Below are 16,761 nucleotides of genomic sequence, written 5' to 3'. Positions count from 1 at the left end.
ACGGCCTATCCTTGCCAAAACATAACCACAAACCAACACTCAAACCATGATTAAAACCGACAAAATCCGCAAACCGCAGCCTGCGCTGTTTTACATCATCGACTACCTTTGTAGCGGCTTTGCCGGTCTGAGTGTGGCGATGGTGGTGGTGGCGTTGTGGGCGTGGGGAAGCGCCGTGTTCGGCGAGTTTATGCTGCCTGCGCCGGTGGAGGTGTTTCAAAAGTCATTGGATTTATTGAAACATTTTCAGGAAAACGAAATCGGGATTTCGCTGTGGCGGTCGGTGGTGGGGATTTCGGTTGCGCTGGTAGCGGGATTGGCTGCGGGGCTGGTGGCGGGCAGTTTTAAGACGGCGATGGCGTTGCTCAAGCCTGTGATTACGATTTTGTTGGCGATGCCGCCGATTATTTGGGTGGTGATGGCGTTGTTTTGGTTTGGTTTCGGCAATCCGAGCGTGTTGTTTACCATCATTGTGTTGGTTGCGCCGCTGACGTTTGCGAGTGCGGCGGTTGGGATGGCGAGCGTGAACAGGCAGCATGAGGAATTGTTTGACGCTTATAAGTTAGGCCGTCTGAAAAAATCCGTTATCTGTATATCCCGCATCTGACGGGCTATGTGATTTCCAGCATCGGCGTGGCGGTGGCGATGGGGGTGAAAGTGGTGATTATGGCGGAACTCTTGGGCGCGAGCGAAGGCGTGGGCGCGCGGATTGCGGACGCGAGGGCGATGCTGGAGACTTCGACGGTGATGGCTTATGTGGTGTTGGTTATCGTGTTTGTGTCGCTGTTTGAATACTTGATTACCAAGCCTTTGGAAATTTTGTTTATGCCGTGGAGGAGATGATGCTCTGTCTTGAAAACGTGCGTTTTGAAATTCTCCGCGACCCCATCGTGCGCGATTTCAGTTTGAACTTGCAACATGGTGAAGTGAAAGCCTTGTTCGGGCCGAGCGGCTGCGGCAAGACGACGGTTTTGCGGTTGATTGCGGGCTTGGAAACGCCGAAATCGGGCACGATACGCAATACTTTCCGAAAAACGGGTTTTCTGTTTCAGGAAAACCGCCTGCCGGAAAACTTGACCGCGATGCAGAATATCGCTATTTTTATGGACAAACCCGATGAAGGCGAAATCATCGCGCTGGCGGCGAAAGTCGGGCTGACTGCGGGCGATTTGAACAAATATCCGACCGAATTGTCCGGCGGCATGGCGAAACGGGTAGCATTTTTGCGCCTGCTGCTGTGCGGCTGCGACCTTGCCTTGCTGGACGAGCCGTTCGTCGGTTTGGACCGCGATTTGCGCGATATTTTGGTCGCCATGCTGGTGGAAAAAATCGAGCGGCAGGGCATGGCGTGTATGCTGGTAACGCACGACCGCTTCGAAGCCGCACGCCTGAGCCATGAAATCATGCTGCTTTCCACTAAGGGCATGAACGTGCAAAACGTGATTACCCTGCCTACGCCGCTGTCCGAACGCGATTCGGCTTTTGAAGAAGCCGTGGTGGCAAGAGAGTTTCAGGGGATTCATTATTATGAGTGATAGGAATTTAAATTTCTGACAAACCTTGCGGTTCGTTGCCCTCTCCCTAACCCTCTCCCACGGGGAAAGGGGATCAGGTTTCTCAAAATCAAAGAGCCGTAGAATTGGGAATCAGATGTCAGGTAAACCTAAAAATGTTCAGGCTCGACAGCCCAATTCCCTCTCCCCGTGGGAGAGGGCTAGGGAGAGGGTAAGCAAGCCGCAGGCTTGCCTCTTTAGCGAAAGATACGAATCTGTTATCCGAACGCGATTCGGTTTTTGAAAAAGCCGTGGTGCCAAGGGGGCAGGAGATTCATTATGAGGTGCTTTATGTTTTCGACTGTGATTACTGCTGCTGTTTTATATATTGCTACAGCAGTAGATTTGTTGGTAATACTATTAATATTTTTTGCTAGAGCAAATACTAGAAAAGAATATCGAGATATTTATATCGGACAATATTTAGGTTCTGTAATTTTAATATTAGTTAGTTTATTTCTAGCTTTTGTTTTGAATTATGTTCCGGAAAAATGGGTGTTGGGTTTATTAGGTTTAATACCGATTTACTTAGGTATTAAAGTTGCTATGTACGACGATTGTGAGGGCGAAAAAAGAGCTAAAAAAGAATTGGATGAAAAAGGGTTGTCAAAATTAGTCGGTATTGTTGCTTTGGTTACAGTTGCTAGTTGTGGTGCAGATAATATTGGACTTTTTGTTCCTTACTTTGTGACTTTAGATCTTGTCGACTTATTAGTTACTCTTCTTGTATTTTTAATATTGATTTTTGTTTTAGTATATACAGCACAAAGATTGGCTAATATTTCAGGTGTTGGTGAAATTATAGAGAAGTTTAGTCGTTGGATAATGGCTGTTATTTATATTGGTTTAGGATTATTTATTATTATTGAAAATAATACAATTCAAACAATAATATCAATAATATGAATGATACGGGCATTTGAGTATCTAACAAACCTTGCGGTTCGTTGCCCTCTCCCTAACCCTCTCCCACGGGGAGAGGGTTAGGGAGAGGGCAAGCAAGCCGCAGGCTTGCCTCTTCAACAAAAGATACAGCCCTGTCCACCCAATAAATCCATATCCGAAAGCATCTTCATGCAGAATCAAGCCAAACCATGAATAAGTTTTTCACCCACCCCATGCGGCCGTTTTTCGTCGGTGCGGCGGTGCTTGCCATACTCGGCGCGTTGGTGTTTTTCATCAGCCCCGGTGCCGTCATTTTGCACCGCCAAATCTTCTTAGAACTCATGCTGCCTGCGGCATACGGCGGTTTTCTGACTGCCGCCATGCTTGAATGGACGGGCTATCAAGGCCGTCTGAAACCTGTCGCTACTTTGATGGCGGCATTACTGCTCGCCGCATCCGCCATACTGCCCTTTTCGCCGCAAACTGCCTCGTTTTTCGTTGCCGTCTATTGGCTGGTATTGCTGCTGTTTTGCGCCTGGCTGATTTGGCTCGACCGCAACACTGATAACTTCGCCCTCTTAATGCTGCTTGCCGCGTTTATTATTTTTCAGACGGCCTACGCCGCAACTGGCGATTTGAACTTACTGCGCGCGCAAGTACATCTGAACATGGCGGCGGTCATGTTTGTATCCGTCCGCGTCAGTATTCTTTTGGGCGCGGAAGCCCTTAAAGAATGCCGTCTGAAAGACCCTGTTTTTATTCCAAATATCGTCTATAAAAACATCGCCATCACCTTCCTGCTCTTGCACGCTGCCGCCGAACTTTGGCTGCCCGCGCAAACCGCCGGTTTTACTGCGCTTGCCGTCGGCTTCATCCTGCTCGCCAAGCTGCGTGAGCTTCACCATCACGAACTCCTGCGCAAACACTACGTCCGCACTTATTACCTGCTCCAACTCTTTGCCGCGACAGGCTATCTGTGGACAGGCGCGGCGAAACTGCAAAATCTGCCCTCCTCCGCTCCATTACACCTGATTACCCTCGGCGGCATGATGGGCGGCGTGATGATGGTGTGGCTGACCGCCGGTCTGTGGCATAGCGGCTTTACCAAACTCGACTACCCGAAACTCTGCCGTATTGCTGTCCCCCTGCTCTTTATGGCTGCCGTCTCGCGCGCTTTCTTGATGAACGTGAACCCGATATTTTTCATCACCGTCCCCGCGCTTCTGACCATCGCCGTGTTCGTACTGTATCTTTTCACGTTTGTACCGATATTTCGGGAAAATGCGTTTACGGATGATCCGGAATAACACAAAAGGCCGTCTGAAACTTTCAGACGGCCTTTGCTTTAAATAAATGCTTTATTTGTTGGCGTTCAAATAAAGATTAATTAGGCGTGTAGTGGAGCTGTCGTGTTTTTGCACTTCGGTCTCACCAGTCAATTCGGCAAGAATGGTTTTGGCCAGTTGTTTGCCGAGCTCTACGCCCCATTGGTCAAAGCTGTTGATGCCCCAAATAATGCCTTGAACGAAGGTTTTGTGTTCGTACATGGCAATTAGGCTGCCCATATTGCGCGGGTTGATTTTGTCCATGAGGATGAGGTTGGTCGGGCGGTTGCCGGAGAAGGTTTTGTGCGGAACCAGCTCTTCGATACGCGCTTCGTCCATACCTTGTGCTTGAAGCTCGGCGCGTACTTCGTCAGGCGTTTTGCCGCGCATAAAGGCTTCGGCCTGGGCAAAAACGTTGGCCAACAGGATTTCGTGGTGGCCTTGCAAATTGCTGCGTTTTTCAAGAGAGGCGATGAGGTCAATCGGCGTGATGTGCGTACCTTGGTGCAGCAGTTGGAAGAAGGCGTGCTGGCCGTTGATACCGGTTTCGCCCCAAATAATCGGGGAAGTTTCGTAACCGACCGGTTTACCGTCAAGGGTCACTTGTTTACCGTTGCTCTCCATATCGAGCTGCTGGATGAATTTGGGCAGGCGGTGGAGATGTTGGTCGTAAGGCGCGATAACGTGGCTGCCGCCGCCGTAGTAGTTGATATACCAAACGCCGATAAGGGCAAGGATGACCGGCAGGTTGCGCTCCAGCGGCGTGTTGATGAAGTGTTGGTCCATCAAGTGCGCGCCGTTGAGCATTTCGATGAAGTTTTCTTCGCCGAGATACAGCATAATCGGCAGGCCGATGGCTGACCAGAGGCTGTATCGTCCGCCGACCCAGTCCCAAAATTCAAACATATTGGCGGTATCGATACCGAATTCGGCAACGGCTTTTTGGTTGGTCGATACGGCAACGAAGTGTTTGGCCACCGCGCTTTCATCGCCTGCATGATCCAAGAACCATTTACGCGCGGTCAGGGCGTTGGTCAGGGTTTCTTGGGTGGTGAAGGTTTTGGAGGCGATGATGAAGAGGGTGGTCTCGGGGTGGACTTTGGACAATACGTCGCGCAGTTGGGAGCCGTCCACATTGGAGACGAAGTGCATGTTCAAACGCGGATGGCCGAAAGGCTTGAGCGCGGTACACATCATCAGAGGGCCGAGGTCGGAGCCGCCGATACCGATGTTGACGACGTCGGTAATGACTTGATTGGTATAGCCCAACCAGCTGCCGCTGCGGACTTCATGCGCGAACTCACCCATGCGTTGCAGGACATGGTTGACCTTAGGCATCACATCCTCACCATCCACGACGATAGGGGCATTGGTGCGGTTGCGCAGGGCGACGTGGAGAACGGCGCGGTTTTCTGTCGTATTGATTTTTTCGCCGTGGAACATTTGCTGCATCCGCTCCGGAACGCCTGCTTCACGCGCCAGCTCGAACAACAGTGCCATGGTTTCGTCGTTGATACGGTTTTTAGAATAATCCAAAGTCAGGCCACCAACCTGCAGCCAGTAGCGCTCGACACGTTCGGGGTCTTGCTCGAACATTTCGCGCATGTGTTGTTCTTTGGTTTCGTCAAAATGTATCCATAATTTTGACCAAGCTGGTAAATCGTGAAGGTGTTTCATCGGATGCTCTCCTGGATAGTGGACAGTTTTGTTGAGAAAACGGCCGTGAGGTCGTCTGAAACGGGAACGGGGTGGTTTCCGTTTTTTGAGGTTTCAGACGGCCTTGATGTGGGTTGGGACCGTCTGAAGATATCAGTGAAGAATCAATCTTTATCGTATTCGATGTGCTTGTTATGTATGCTTTTTTTACTTTTTTGCAGTTGCGTGCTGGCAGTGTCGCCCAAACGCAAGGCCAAGCCGATGGCAAGAATGTCGATAACGGCCAGCTGCAGAAGACGGGACACCATAGGCGTATAAAGCTCGGCATTTTCCTGAGTGGCAATGCTCAATACGCAGTCGGCCATTTGAGCCAACGGCGAATCATTGCGGGTCAGCGCGATAACGGCTGCGCCGTTTTCTTTGGCGATACTGGCCGCGTCCAACAATTCGATAGATGAGCCGGTATTGGAAATCGCCACCAATACATCCTGCTCGGTCAATACGGAAGCCGCCATCAGCTGGGTATGCGTATCGACATAGGCAACGGTGGACATACCGAAGCGGAAGAATTTGTGTTGCGCATCTTGGGCAACGATGCCGGAGTTGCCGACACCATAAAACTCAACGCGTCGCGCGTGCATCAAAATGGCAATCGCGTTTTCCAGCTCGGATTCTTTCAGGAAGCGGCGCTCGCCCAAGAGGGAGGCTGCGGCATTGCCCAATACTTTTTCGACCACGCTGCCCATGTTGTCATCGGCGTTCAATTCTTCATGAACGTAAGGCATGCCTTCATGACCGATGCTGGCAGACAAAGCGAGTTTGAACTCAGGCAAGCCTTTGTAACCCAAGCTGCGGCAGAAACGGATTACAGTCGGCTGACTGACGGACGCACGCTCGGCAATTTCCGCCACAGCGGCATGAACGAACCATTTCGGCTCAGCCAGTGCAGATTCGGCAACTTTGCGTTCCGCACCGGAGAGATTGGACAATGATTCGCTAATTTTGCTTAACATATACTCTACCCTTTGATTTTTTGACGTTCAGGACAAGGGTTTTTTCCACCCCCTGCCCTGCACCGCCGTTTGTGTGTTTAAACGTTATTTAAATGATTGTCTAATGCAACCGCCGCGCCGACGATGCCCGGAAACTCGCTCAATACGACATACACGGGAATGGCGGCAAGATAAGCTTCAAAGCGGCCTTTGTTTTCAAAGCGGCTGCGGAATGGAGACGTTTTAAAGTAATCCAACACGCGCGGGATAATTCCGCCGCACAAATACACGCCGCCGCGCGCACCCAATGACAAAGCCAAATTGGAAGCAACCGTACCCAGCATGGCGCAGAAAATATCCAAAGTCTGACGGCAAATCGGCGATGTTCCGCTCAATGTCTTATCGGTGATTTCAGAAGGCTTCAGACGGCATTGTTTGATGTTGTCGCGTTTGGCCAATGCTTCGTAAATCAGGCTCAAACCTGCGCCGCTCAAGAAACGCTCGGCAGAAACATGGCCGTATTTGTTTTTAGCGTATTGCCAAATCAATACTTCCATATCGTCAAACGGCGGGAAGCTGGTATGGCCGCCCTCGCCTGCCAACGCCACCCAGCCGGCAGCGCTGTGCACCAAACCGCTGACACCCAAACCGGTACCCGGGCCGATAACGGCTTTAGGCGCAAATTCGATTGGTTTTTGACCGCCGATTTGTATCAAGTCTTTCTTATCGGTTTTTGTTACCGCCAAAGCCTGGGCGGTAAAGTCGTTCAACAGAATCAACGTTTCAAAACCCAAAGCCTGGCGGGTGGTTTCGATGGAGAATGCCCAGTGGTGGTTGGTCATCTGCACCCAGTCGCCCAAAATCGGATTGGCAATCGCAAAGGCGGCGTGCAAAACTTTCGGACTGCCTGCGCGTTCCAAATAAGTTTTGGCGGCATCGACAATGGTGTCGTAATCCTGGCAAGGCAAGACTTCAGCCTTTTCAATGACCTGTGGTGCAGTTTCAAGTGCAAAACGGGCATTCGTACCGCCGATATCGGCAACCAAACGAGGATAAGCTTCAGTGTACATAGTAGACATGGCAGGTAATTCCTTGGTGATTGAGAATCAGACTGGTCGGATATTCGGTATCAGCCCTTGCGGCAGCTTTATCAAATACTGCTTTTTTCTCTGCGCCTTGAATGGCCAAAAACACATTTGGCGTTTTGGCAATTGCACCCAAAGTCATGCTTACGCGCTCATGCGGCGCGGTAACCGGCGTAGTATGAATCAATGTCGGATCATTGGCTTCATTGATTGCTGCCTGTAATTGAGGCGCTTGAGGGAACAACGACGCCGTATGCCCGTCTCCGCCCATGCCCAACACCAGCACGTCAGGTTGCTTGTAATGTTTCAATGCGTAAGCAACGACAACTTCAGGTTGTAATTCAGTTTCAGACTTTCCGTCTTCAACAACAGGAATCCATGTGGCAACGGCCGCGTTATTTTTGAGCAGATATTCGCGTACCAAGCCTGTATTGCTGTCGGTATGCGTGGTCGGGACAATACGCTCGTCCACCAAAGTAATGCCGACATTTTGCCAATTTAAATCTTTTTGCGACAAAGCCTCGAAAAACGCAATCGGCGAACGACCGCCGGAAACGGCCAAAACCGCATGGCCTTTCTCATTCAACGCGGCTTGCAATGCCGCGGCAACGGCATCAGCCAAAGCTTGCGCGGCAGTTGCAGCGTTTTCTTGTTCGTGCCAAACAAACATGTTTCGTCCTTTCATGGTTTCAGACGGCCTTTTGTTGGAAAACAAGGCCGTCTGAAAGAAATATTATTGCTCTTCGTGCCACTTGTTGCCGTCACGCGCCAACAGCGCGCGCGCAGCTTCAGGGCCCCAAGAATGGGCTTCGTAAGCATGTGGGGGCGTTGTATTGTTCGCCCAGTTTTCCAAAATCGGCATCACATATTCCCAAGCGGCTTCGAGTTCGTCACGACGGTTGAACAAAGCGAGTTTGCCGTTAATCACATCCAGCAGCAGGCGCTCATAAGCCTCAGCGCGGCGACCCTCTACGGCTGTGCCCAAGTCCACGCCAATCGGTGTAACTTCGACTTTGTTGCCTGCACCCGGGGTTTTTACTTGAGTGTAAAGGCGGACGGATTCGGTCGGTTGTAGTTCAATAACCAAACGATTCGGCGCAGGTTGGCTGTTGTCAAAAATATGGTTTTGCAGCGGACGGAAGTTCAACACGATTTCCGCCACTTTGCCTGCCATGCGTTTGCCGGTACGCAGGTAGAAAGGTACGCCTTTCCAACGCTCGTTTTCGATTTCGGCTTTGATGGCGACATAGGTTTCAGTGAAACTGTCTTTCGGTACATCGACTTCTTCTAGATAGCCGTTCATGCCGTTTGCTGCAACATATTGGCCGCGAATAACATTTTCGTTGACGGACTCGATGGTCAGCGGTTTCAGCGATTTGATGACTTTCACTTTCTCGTCGCGTACGGCATCGGCATCCAAGCTTGCCGGTGCTTCCATTGCAGTCATACAAAGCATTTGCATTAAGTGGTTTTGCACCATATCGCGTAATGCACCAGTAATATCGTAGAACTCGCCGCGCTCTTCCACACCCAACTGCTCGGCAATGGTCAGCTGCACACTTTCAATATATTTGTTGTTCCACAAAGGCTCGAACATCACATTGGCAAAACGCAAGGCCAGCAGGTTTTGCAGGCTTTCTTTACCCAAATAATGGTCGATACGGTAGATCTGCTCTTCTTTGAAATAACGGGCCACATCTGTATTGATTTGCTGGGAAGAGGCCAAGTCTGTACCCAACGGTTTTTCCAAAACCACGCGCACGTTATCGGCATTCAAACCGATTTTGGCAAGATTTTCACAGGCTTGTGCAAAGAATTTCGGCGCAGTTGAGAGGTAGATCACGACATTTTCAGTATTTTTGCGTGCTTTTACCAAGTCGCCCAAGGCAATGAAATCGCCTTTCTCTGTAACATCGACTTTTAAATACTCGAGACGTTGGATAAACGATGCCCACGCTTCATCTGAGAAGTTTTGTTTGACATGGATTTTAGAATTCGTTTCCACTTTAGCCAAAAAGCCGGCGGTATCCAATTCGCTGCGGCTTACGCCCAAAATACGACCTTCGGGATGAAGCAAACCGGCTACATGCGCCTGATACAGGCAAGGCAAAAGTTTACGCATTGCCAAATCGCCGGTCGCGCCAAACAACACCAAATCAAAATTTGTCTGTGTACTCATCGTTTCATCTCTCGCTGAGGAAGTTTGCTTCAAAACTTTTGGACTGTCGTCATCCATAAAAATCAATTAAAATCAAAAGCCTTTAAGCAATAAGCAATAAAAAACCAATCGCCTGCACCAAAATTTCAAACAAGCGGGCTAATGAGTAGTAATACTACACATGGCTACAGATTTTGTCCATTCTCATTTTTACAAATTGTTTGATTTAACATAAAAGTTTGATAACTTTTGCAGCCTGCCATTTTACGAATTGACCATACCTCGATTTAAATCAAATTTCTTCCACTTAGTGAATTATTTTGTAACAAAATTACAGAATTTATACTATAATACGCAGACGCTCCGAAGAGAAATCTTCAACATTTCAGACGGCACTCATTATTTATTCCCACAGCTCCAGGCCGTCTGAAAAAAAACACCCAATACAAAAATCAGAAACGCGCAAACAAAATCCCTATCATATCGTTTTGCCAGGAGACAGCCCATGAACCCCACTCCTATTCACCCTAAACTCGCCGAGATTACCGAGCGCATCATCGAGCGCAGCCGCCCGACGCGTGAAAAATATCTGGCGAAAATCCGTAGTGCCAAACAGATGGGACGCTTAGAGCGCAACCAACTCGGCTGCAGCAATTTGGCTCACGGCTATGCCGCCATGCCTAAAAGCATCAAAATCGAAATGCTTCAGGAAACCGTCCCCAACTTAGGCATCATTACTGCCTACAATGACATGGTTTCCGCACACCAGCCGTTTAAAGACTTCCCTGACCAAATCAAAGACGAAGCACAAAAAACGGCGCGACTGCCCAAGTCGCCGGCGGCACGCCCGCCATGTGCGACGGCATCACCCAAGGCTACGCCGGCATGGAATTGTCGCTGTTTTCCCGCGACGTGATTGCCATGAGTACCGCCATCGGTCTGTCGCATCAAATGTTTGACGGCAGCCTGTTTATGGGCGTATGCGACAAAATCGTTCCCGGCCTGATGATCGGCGCTTTATCTTTCGGCCATATTCCGGGCATCTTCGTTCCGGCAGGCCCGATGTCCAGTGGTATCGGCAATAAAGAAAAAGCCCGTACCCGCCAGCTTTTCGCCGAAGGCAAAGTTGGCCGCGATGCCCTGCTTGAAAGCGAAATGGGTTCTTACCACAGCCCGGGCACTTGCACTTTCTACGGCACCGCCAATTCCAACCAAATGATGATGGAAATGATGGGCGTACACCTGCCTGCCGCCGCCTTCGTCCACCCTTATACCGACCTGCGCGAAGCCCTGACCCGCTACGCGGCCGGACACCTCGCACGTGGCATCAAAAACGGCACCATCAAACCTTTGGGCGAAATGTTGACCGAAAAATCCTTCATCAACGCCCTGATCGGCCTGATGGCAACCGGCGGCTCAACCAACCACACCATGCACCTCGTTGCCATGGCGCGCGCCGCCGGCGTGATTTTGAACTGGGACGACTTCGACGAAATTTCCTCCATCATCCCGTTGCTCATCCGCGTGTACCCCAACGGCAAAGCCGACGTAAACCACTTTACCGCTGCCGGCGGCCTGCCTTTCGTCATCCGAGAATTGCTGGACGCAGGCCTGTTGCACGACGATGTCGATACCGTCGTCGGACACGGTATGCGCCACTACACCAAAGAGCCTTTCCTCATCGACGGCAAACTCGAATGGCGTGAAGCACCCGAAACCAGCGGCAATGACGATATCCTGCGCAAAGCCGACAATCCGTTCTCCCCAGACGGCGGTTTGCGTCTGATGAAAGGCAACATCGGACGCGGCGTGATTAAAGTGTCCGCCGTGCGCGAAGGCTGCCGCATTATTGAAGCGCCCGCCATTGTATTCAATGACCAGCGCGAAGTATTGGCTGCGTTTGAACGCGGCGAGTTGGAACGCGATTTTGTCTGCGTCGTCCGCTACCAAGGCCCGCGCGCCAACGGTATGCCCGAATTGCACAAACTGACTCCGCCTTTGGGCATCCTGCAAGACCGCGGTTTCAAAGTAGCACTGCTGACCGACGGCCGTATGTCCGGCGCGTCCGGCAAAGTTCCGGCCTCCATCCACATGACGCCCGAAGCCTTGATGGGCGGCAACATCGCCAAAATCCGTACCGGCGACCTGATCCGCTTCGACTCCGTTACCGGCGAACTCAACGTCCTGATCAACGAAGCCGAATGGAACGCCCGCAAAGTCGAGCGCATCGACTTGAGCGCCAACCAACAAGGCTGCGGCCGCGAACTCTTCGCCAACTTCCGCAGCATGACCAGCAGCGCAGAAACCGGTGCCATGAGCTTCGGCGGCGAATTTGCCTAAACCCTTTTCAGACGGCCTCTTAAAACAATCAGGTCGTCTGAAACCATGTTAACGAACCTATTACGATACAGTCCCCAACGGAGACCTAAAATGTCCAAACTGACCCCACGCGAAATCCTGACCGCCGGCGCAGTTGTGCCGGTAATGGCGATTGACGACTTGAGTACTGCCGTCGATTTATCCCATGCCCTTGTCGAAGGCGGCATTCCCACCCTCGAAATCACCCTGCGCACCCCTGTCGGCCTCGACGCCATCCGCCTGATTGCCAAAGAAGTGCCCAACGCCATCGTCGGCGCAGGTACGGTGACCAACCCCGAACAGCTCAAAGCGGTCGAAGACGCAGGCGCGGTTTTCGCCATCAGCCCTGGTTTGCACGAATCCCTCGCCAAAGCCAGCTACAACAGCGGCATCCCCCTGATTCCCGGCGTTGCCACTCCGGGCGAAGTCCAACTGGCTTTGGAACACGGCATCGACACACTTAAACTCTTCCCCGCCGAAGTCGTTGGTGGCAAAGCCATGCTCAAGGCACTCTACGGCCCTTATGCCGACGTACGCTTCTGCCCGACCGGCGGCATCAGCCTGGCAACTGCACCCGAGTACTTGGCACTGCCTAATGTCTTGTGCGTCGGCGGCTCATGGCTGACTCCGAAAGAAGCCATCAAAAACAAAGACTGGGACACCATCACCCGTCTGGCTCGCGAAGCTGCCGCTTTGAAACCAAAAGCCTAATCAGGTTATAAGGTTAAAAAAAGCCGTCTGAATATGATTTCAGACGGCCTTTTTATATCAATTAAGCCAACACTTTCCGTGCCGCTTCCACACCCCAATACAAAGCCTCTTCAAATACCGAATAACTGCTTAAGTCACTGTGTGCGAACAACAATCCGCCATTTCGGTTTCTGATTTTTAATAAAGCCTCATCGCTTAAATAGCCGGGTTTCGGCACGCTCATACCATGCCCGCGAACGGTAATGTCAACATGGGAAACGTGCCGCCAAAAGCCTTCGCCGTAAGCGGTAAGCAGATCTTGGGCGGCAAGCTGGAGCAGCTCTTCATCGCTTGCTTCAAGCAGCTGGCGGCGGACGGTTTGTGGCGTATCGTGATTGAGCGCGGCGTAGGCGGTAAAAATCGTGCGTTCAGGACGGGCAACCCGAATAAGCTGGTTGGTCGCAACGACGTAGCCTAATCCTTGGCTGCCGTAAACCACATTGTCCCACGCAAGTTCGCTGTTGTTTTTTTCTTTCGGGAAACTGTGCAGTTCAAAATTGGAAACCAGCCATGGCGCGTATTCTGGGATGTCCAGACCAAATTGTTCGGGAGATTCAATAATGCGGGCGGCAACCATCAGCGGCATAGCGGAGATAACGTATTGCGCGGTGACGGCAACGGTTTCCCCTTTTGCATTATCACGCAGCCACACTTCAATCCGGCCGTCTGAAAGCGGTTTAACTTTGACAGCAGAAGCATTAACCGAAGCAGGTTTCTCCAAACGGATACGGTTTTCAGACGGCCATTGCCAGCCTTCGTGCAAATCGGCATGACGGCGCAGGTTTTCGGAAAGATGTGCCAAACCTTCGGGCCAAGTGAGGACGGTTTCCGCGCTGTTGCGGGCGGCAAAATAATGCAGTCCGGCAAAGGCGGATACTTGCGCTATGCCCTGTCCGTAATCGTCGCGGCAACAATAATCGAGATACCATAAAAGTTCGGGCGAGTGGTAACCTTCTTGCTCAAGCCATTGTTTGAACGTTAAATCATCAAGTTTGCGCCATGTCTCATCTACCGATGACAGCGCAATCGGAATGGCAAAAATTTTCTTACCGTCATCTCCGTAAGCCTGTTTCATACGGCCTATCAAATCAAAAAACCGTTTGGAATCCGCATCTTCTTTCGGCAATAAATGTTCCACCCATTTATCCTGATATAAGAGGCGTGATTCGGGCGCATAGACCAAATCGGTTTCCCTAAAGCTGCCGTCCGACTGCAAAATACCGAAATTCTCCAGCATCTCGCGCACATACACGCTTTCTTTCGACGGCAAAGCCAAATAATGCGCACCACTCGGCGCTTTCAGGCCGTCTGAAGACGTATAGGCGGCATTGTTGCCATTGCGTTCAAACCCTTCTGCCAACAATACATCGCGGTGATGATGCTTCGCCAAATACCACAACGCCCCCAACCCAGCCGCACCGCCGCCGAGTATCAACGTATTGCACTCATAACGACGAGCCGGCGCTTGCAACAATTTTCGATCGCGCAACAAATGCCCCAGCGGCAAGCCGACACGGTTAATAGAAACCGACGGTTTGCGGTTGAAGTATTTGTAAGTCTGCCAAGAGAAAGCAGAAGCAGCGCCAAGCGCGGCGGTATAGCTGAGAAATTGACGGCGGGTTAGCATGTTTTATAAAAAGGTCGTCTGAAAAAATAAAGTAAAACGGCACAACGAAGTTAAGCAGCTCTCACGTTATTTATGCCCTGCCGAATAACCATGATAGGAGCTGCCGGAATGCGATGAGTCGCTGTCTTCAGCTTTGACATAGTTGAACAAGACGGTAAGGAAAATGATGAAAGCAAAGAAAATAATCGTCCCTACCCGTTCTTCTTCGTAATCACGATCGTTTTTATATCTGTCAGAAACCCATATCCATACCAACGCACACAGACTGACCACTATACCGACAGGACTACGTAGATGCGGCGACAGCCAGGCCGGAAGGTTGACGATGATAAGAATCAGCATAGCAATGATACGGGCTACATTATCTCTACTCCCAACATTTCTATTATCGCCCTTCAGCCAGTAAGAGAGCATCTCCTTAGTATCAAAAGACAGGCCGAATGCCTTTCTCATTTGACGGTAAGACACAGGACTGCTTTTACTCCAGACAATTTCATCCTTGCTCTGCTCGGAACACAGAATGACATTCCGGCCATAACTTTTCTTGCCGCTATATTCCTTGTAATGAAGCAAATCGCCTTGTTTGACTTTCCAATAAAAAGCACCAGCCGCTGCCTCGACCTGCCCGCGGTAATGATCAATCAACATTTCACCGGCAGGATTGCCACTTGAATCAAAGTCCGGCCATGTTTGTAAGGTTTCTGACAGCCGCCAGCGTTTTCCAGACTCAATCAGCCAGGCAAACCCTTGTTGAGTGTTATAAAGCAGATATTCCGTCCAGTATTCGGACTGATTTTGGTTATAGGACGATATCTCGGCAAATCTTACAGCCCCGATAATCAGATATTCTGTATCGTTCAGACGGCCTTTCGTACCTATGGAAAGTGTAAACAGGTTTTCTTGTTCTTTTCTTTGGGCATTTGCCTCCATCAACGCAACAGTATCTTTTGTCGTGCTCAAACTGCTGCCGCAAGACTGACATAAAAGGAAAGAAGTAACACCCCTTGGCCAATGGACAGGAGCGCCGCAATGCGGGCAGTTTTCAGAAAGAATCTCTCCTTTCAGACGGCCTGCACTTTCACGGATTTCATCATCACTGCGCTTATTTTCCAGCTTCAAACTGTCCAAACTGACTATGCGTCCGAAGTAGGAGTCCATTGGAAAAGTCGAATAATCCAAGGTCAAAAACAAATTGCCGCGTCGCCAGTCGCAAACCTCGCCTGTCGCTTGATTCCCAGATAGGTTGAACGGCAACTCGCCTTGCGCATCAGTATTACGGTAATGTATGGTACGGACATCTGACGCAATAAAGGTTTGTCCATTAAAGATCAACGAACTGGAGCCGGCTTTCACCGACTTAAAATTTTTCGGCCCCCGTCTCCTCTTCTGGGCAAGCAAACAAGTCATGGCATATAAATCGCCAACCTCGGAAAGCCAGCCGGTCTGCCCGTCATCAAACAAGACATACCATTCATTCCATGCGCCGACATCGTAATGCACCTGCAATCGCCCAATCAGCGTAAATTTCCGATCATCAAAAACGCCTCTCGTTCCAATCTGCAACGGACTAAAATCCTCCAGCAACGCAGAATCACGCCCTGAATTGGCAACAAAATATCCGCTCCTCCCCTTACCGCTTCTAGCAACCAGCATACTGTGACAATGGCCACACACCAGCGTCACGGCAGTAGCGGAATACGCCTCCACAGGCGCACCACAGCTTGGGCAATCGGTTTTAAAAAAAGGCGTTTTTTCCATATAACGTCAATATTTCAGTTAAATCAGCGCAAGGTTTAAGGCCGTCTGAAAACGGATTGAATATGCTTTCAGACGGCCTAACAGATTTTATTGTTCAGCCGATGGTTGTATATCGTCCAGTGTACCTTCGCCACGTTGTGCAACCGTCCAAACAGCCCTTTCTGCCACCAACTCCCTGCACAAGATTTCCTTCACTTTTTCCAATTTCATACCGCCGCAAATAAATGCGTCAATGGCGGCAAAACGGTGTTCCGGCCAAGTGTGGATACTGATATGGGACTCGGCGAGCAGTAAAACGCCAGTTACGCCGCCTGCGCCGCCGAAGGTGTGGAAGTGTTCGGTCAATATGGTGGCTTCTGCGGCCTGTGCAGCAGCCATCAAAGCGGTTTTCAGACGGCCTTCATCTTTTAAGATGGCTTCATCGCAGCTATATAAGTCCAATAGGCCATGATTACCGGGCATGTGGGTCATTTATGGCCTCCGGAATAACCGCTGCCGCCGTAATAGCCGCCGGAGTGCATACGCGAGCCGTCGGAGTCGGAAGAGCCGTAGCTGATAATCATGGAGATGACGATGATGATGGTGCTGAAAATGATGTAAGTGATTCTCGACAT

General features: G+C 50.6%; 13 protein-coding genes and 2 pseudogenes. 6 read left to right on the top strand and 9 right to left on the bottom strand.

Features of this window, described 5'->3' with window-relative positions; genetic code table 11:
- Positions 1–46: 46 nt before the first annotated feature.
- The 4 genes and pseudogenes from TW89_RS05590 (at position 47) to TW89_RS05575 (ending at position 3,745) form a co-directional block, all read left to right on the top strand.
- Positions 47–843 (top strand): annotated as a pseudogene (locus tag TW89_RS05590) (ABC transporter permease).
- Positions 843–1,535, top strand: a complete 693-nt coding sequence (locus tag TW89_RS05585) for an ATP-binding cassette domain-containing protein (protein ID WP_225522189.1) — start codon at positions 843–845, stop codon at positions 1,533–1,535. The pseudogene TW89_RS05590 and the gene TW89_RS05585 overlap by 1 nt, the downstream one beginning before the upstream one ends.
- 309 nt (positions 1,536–1,844) lie before the next feature.
- On the top strand, positions 1,845–2,459 hold the full coding sequence (locus tag TW89_RS05580; protein ID WP_164836701.1) for a CadD family cadmium resistance transporter: 615 nt from the start codon (positions 1,845–1,847) through the stop codon (positions 2,457–2,459).
- A 188-nt stretch (positions 2,460–2,647) separates the two neighbouring features.
- The gene (locus TW89_RS05575) at positions 2,648–3,745 is read left to right on the top strand and encodes an NnrS family protein (protein WP_128580805.1); all 1,098 of its coding nucleotides are present in this window, start codon (positions 2,648–2,650) and stop codon (positions 3,743–3,745) included.
- A 51-nt stretch (positions 3,746–3,796) separates the two neighbouring features.
- Here TW89_RS05575 and pgi read toward each other — a convergent pair whose 3' ends face one another.
- The 5 genes from pgi to zwf form a co-directional block, all read right to left on the bottom strand.
- Complete coding sequence (pgi, locus tag TW89_RS05570) at positions 3,797–5,440, bottom strand: glucose-6-phosphate isomerase (RefSeq protein WP_128580804.1); 1,644 nt, start codon at positions 5,438–5,440, stop codon at positions 3,797–3,799.
- A 143-nt stretch (positions 5,441–5,583) separates the two neighbouring features.
- On the bottom strand, positions 5,584–6,432 hold the full coding sequence (hexR, locus tag TW89_RS05565) for a DNA-binding transcriptional regulator HexR (protein ID WP_004519348.1): 849 nt from the start codon (positions 6,430–6,432) through the stop codon (positions 5,584–5,586).
- A 77-nt stretch (positions 6,433–6,509) separates the two neighbouring features.
- Positions 6,510–7,490, bottom strand: coding sequence for a glucokinase (locus TW89_RS05560; RefSeq protein WP_128580803.1), 981 nt, complete (start codon positions 7,488–7,490; stop codon positions 6,510–6,512).
- Positions 7,471–8,166 carry a 6-phosphogluconolactonase gene (gene pgl, locus TW89_RS05555; protein WP_128580802.1) on the bottom strand — a complete coding sequence of 232 codons (696 nt, stop codon included), beginning with the start codon at positions 8,164–8,166 and terminating at the stop codon, positions 7,471–7,473. Before pgl ends, TW89_RS05560 begins: the two co-directional genes overlap by 20 nt.
- A gap of 63 nt (positions 8,167–8,229) precedes the next feature.
- Positions 8,230–9,675 carry a glucose-6-phosphate dehydrogenase gene (gene zwf / locus TW89_RS05550; RefSeq protein ID WP_128580801.1) on the bottom strand — a complete coding sequence of 482 codons (1,446 nt, stop codon included), beginning with the start codon at positions 9,673–9,675 and terminating at the stop codon, positions 8,230–8,232.
- A gap of 484 nt (positions 9,676–10,159) precedes the next feature.
- On the opposite strand from zwf, the pseudogene edd reads away from it, so the two are divergent.
- Positions 10,160–11,994: pseudogene (gene edd / locus TW89_RS05545) on the top strand (phosphogluconate dehydratase).
- Between the two features lie 90 nt (positions 11,995–12,084).
- Positions 12,085–12,723: a bifunctional 4-hydroxy-2-oxoglutarate aldolase/2-dehydro-3-deoxy-phosphogluconate aldolase gene (locus tag TW89_RS05540; RefSeq protein WP_128580800.1), complete on the top strand. Its 639-nt coding sequence runs from the start codon at positions 12,085–12,087 to the stop codon at positions 12,721–12,723.
- Between the two features lie 61 nt (positions 12,724–12,784).
- On the opposite strand, the gene TW89_RS05535 is transcribed toward TW89_RS05540, so the two are convergent.
- The 4 genes from TW89_RS05535 to TW89_RS11710 all read right to left on the bottom strand — a co-directional run bounded on the left by TW89_RS05535 (position 12,785) and on the right by TW89_RS11710 (position 16,761).
- On the bottom strand, positions 12,785–14,389 hold the full coding sequence (locus TW89_RS05535) for an NAD(P)-binding protein (RefSeq protein WP_128580799.1): 1,605 nt from the start codon (positions 14,387–14,389) through the stop codon (positions 12,785–12,787).
- 66 nt (positions 14,390–14,455) lie between these two features.
- The gene (locus TW89_RS05530) at positions 14,456–16,147 is read right to left on the bottom strand and encodes a DUF4178 domain-containing protein (RefSeq protein ID WP_128580798.1); all 1,692 of its coding nucleotides are present in this window, start codon (positions 16,145–16,147) and stop codon (positions 14,456–14,458) included.
- Between the two features lie 87 nt (positions 16,148–16,234).
- On the bottom strand, positions 16,235–16,618 hold the full coding sequence (speD, locus tag TW89_RS05525; protein WP_128580797.1) for an adenosylmethionine decarboxylase: 384 nt from the start codon (positions 16,616–16,618) through the stop codon (positions 16,235–16,237).
- Positions 16,615–16,761 (bottom strand): hypothetical protein, encoded by a 147-nt coding sequence (locus TW89_RS11710; protein ID WP_162837292.1) that lies wholly within the window; start codon positions 16,759–16,761, stop codon positions 16,615–16,617. The genes speD and TW89_RS11710 overlap by 4 nt, the downstream gene beginning before the upstream one ends.

The organism is Neisseria flavescens, assembly GCF_001618065.1.
In the GTDB taxonomy this organism is placed as follows: Bacteria; Pseudomonadota; Gammaproteobacteria; order Burkholderiales; family Neisseriaceae; genus Neisseria; species Neisseria flavescens_A.
Note: the sequence above shows the minus strand (reverse complement) of the source record. Positions and strands in the feature narration are given on the sequence as shown.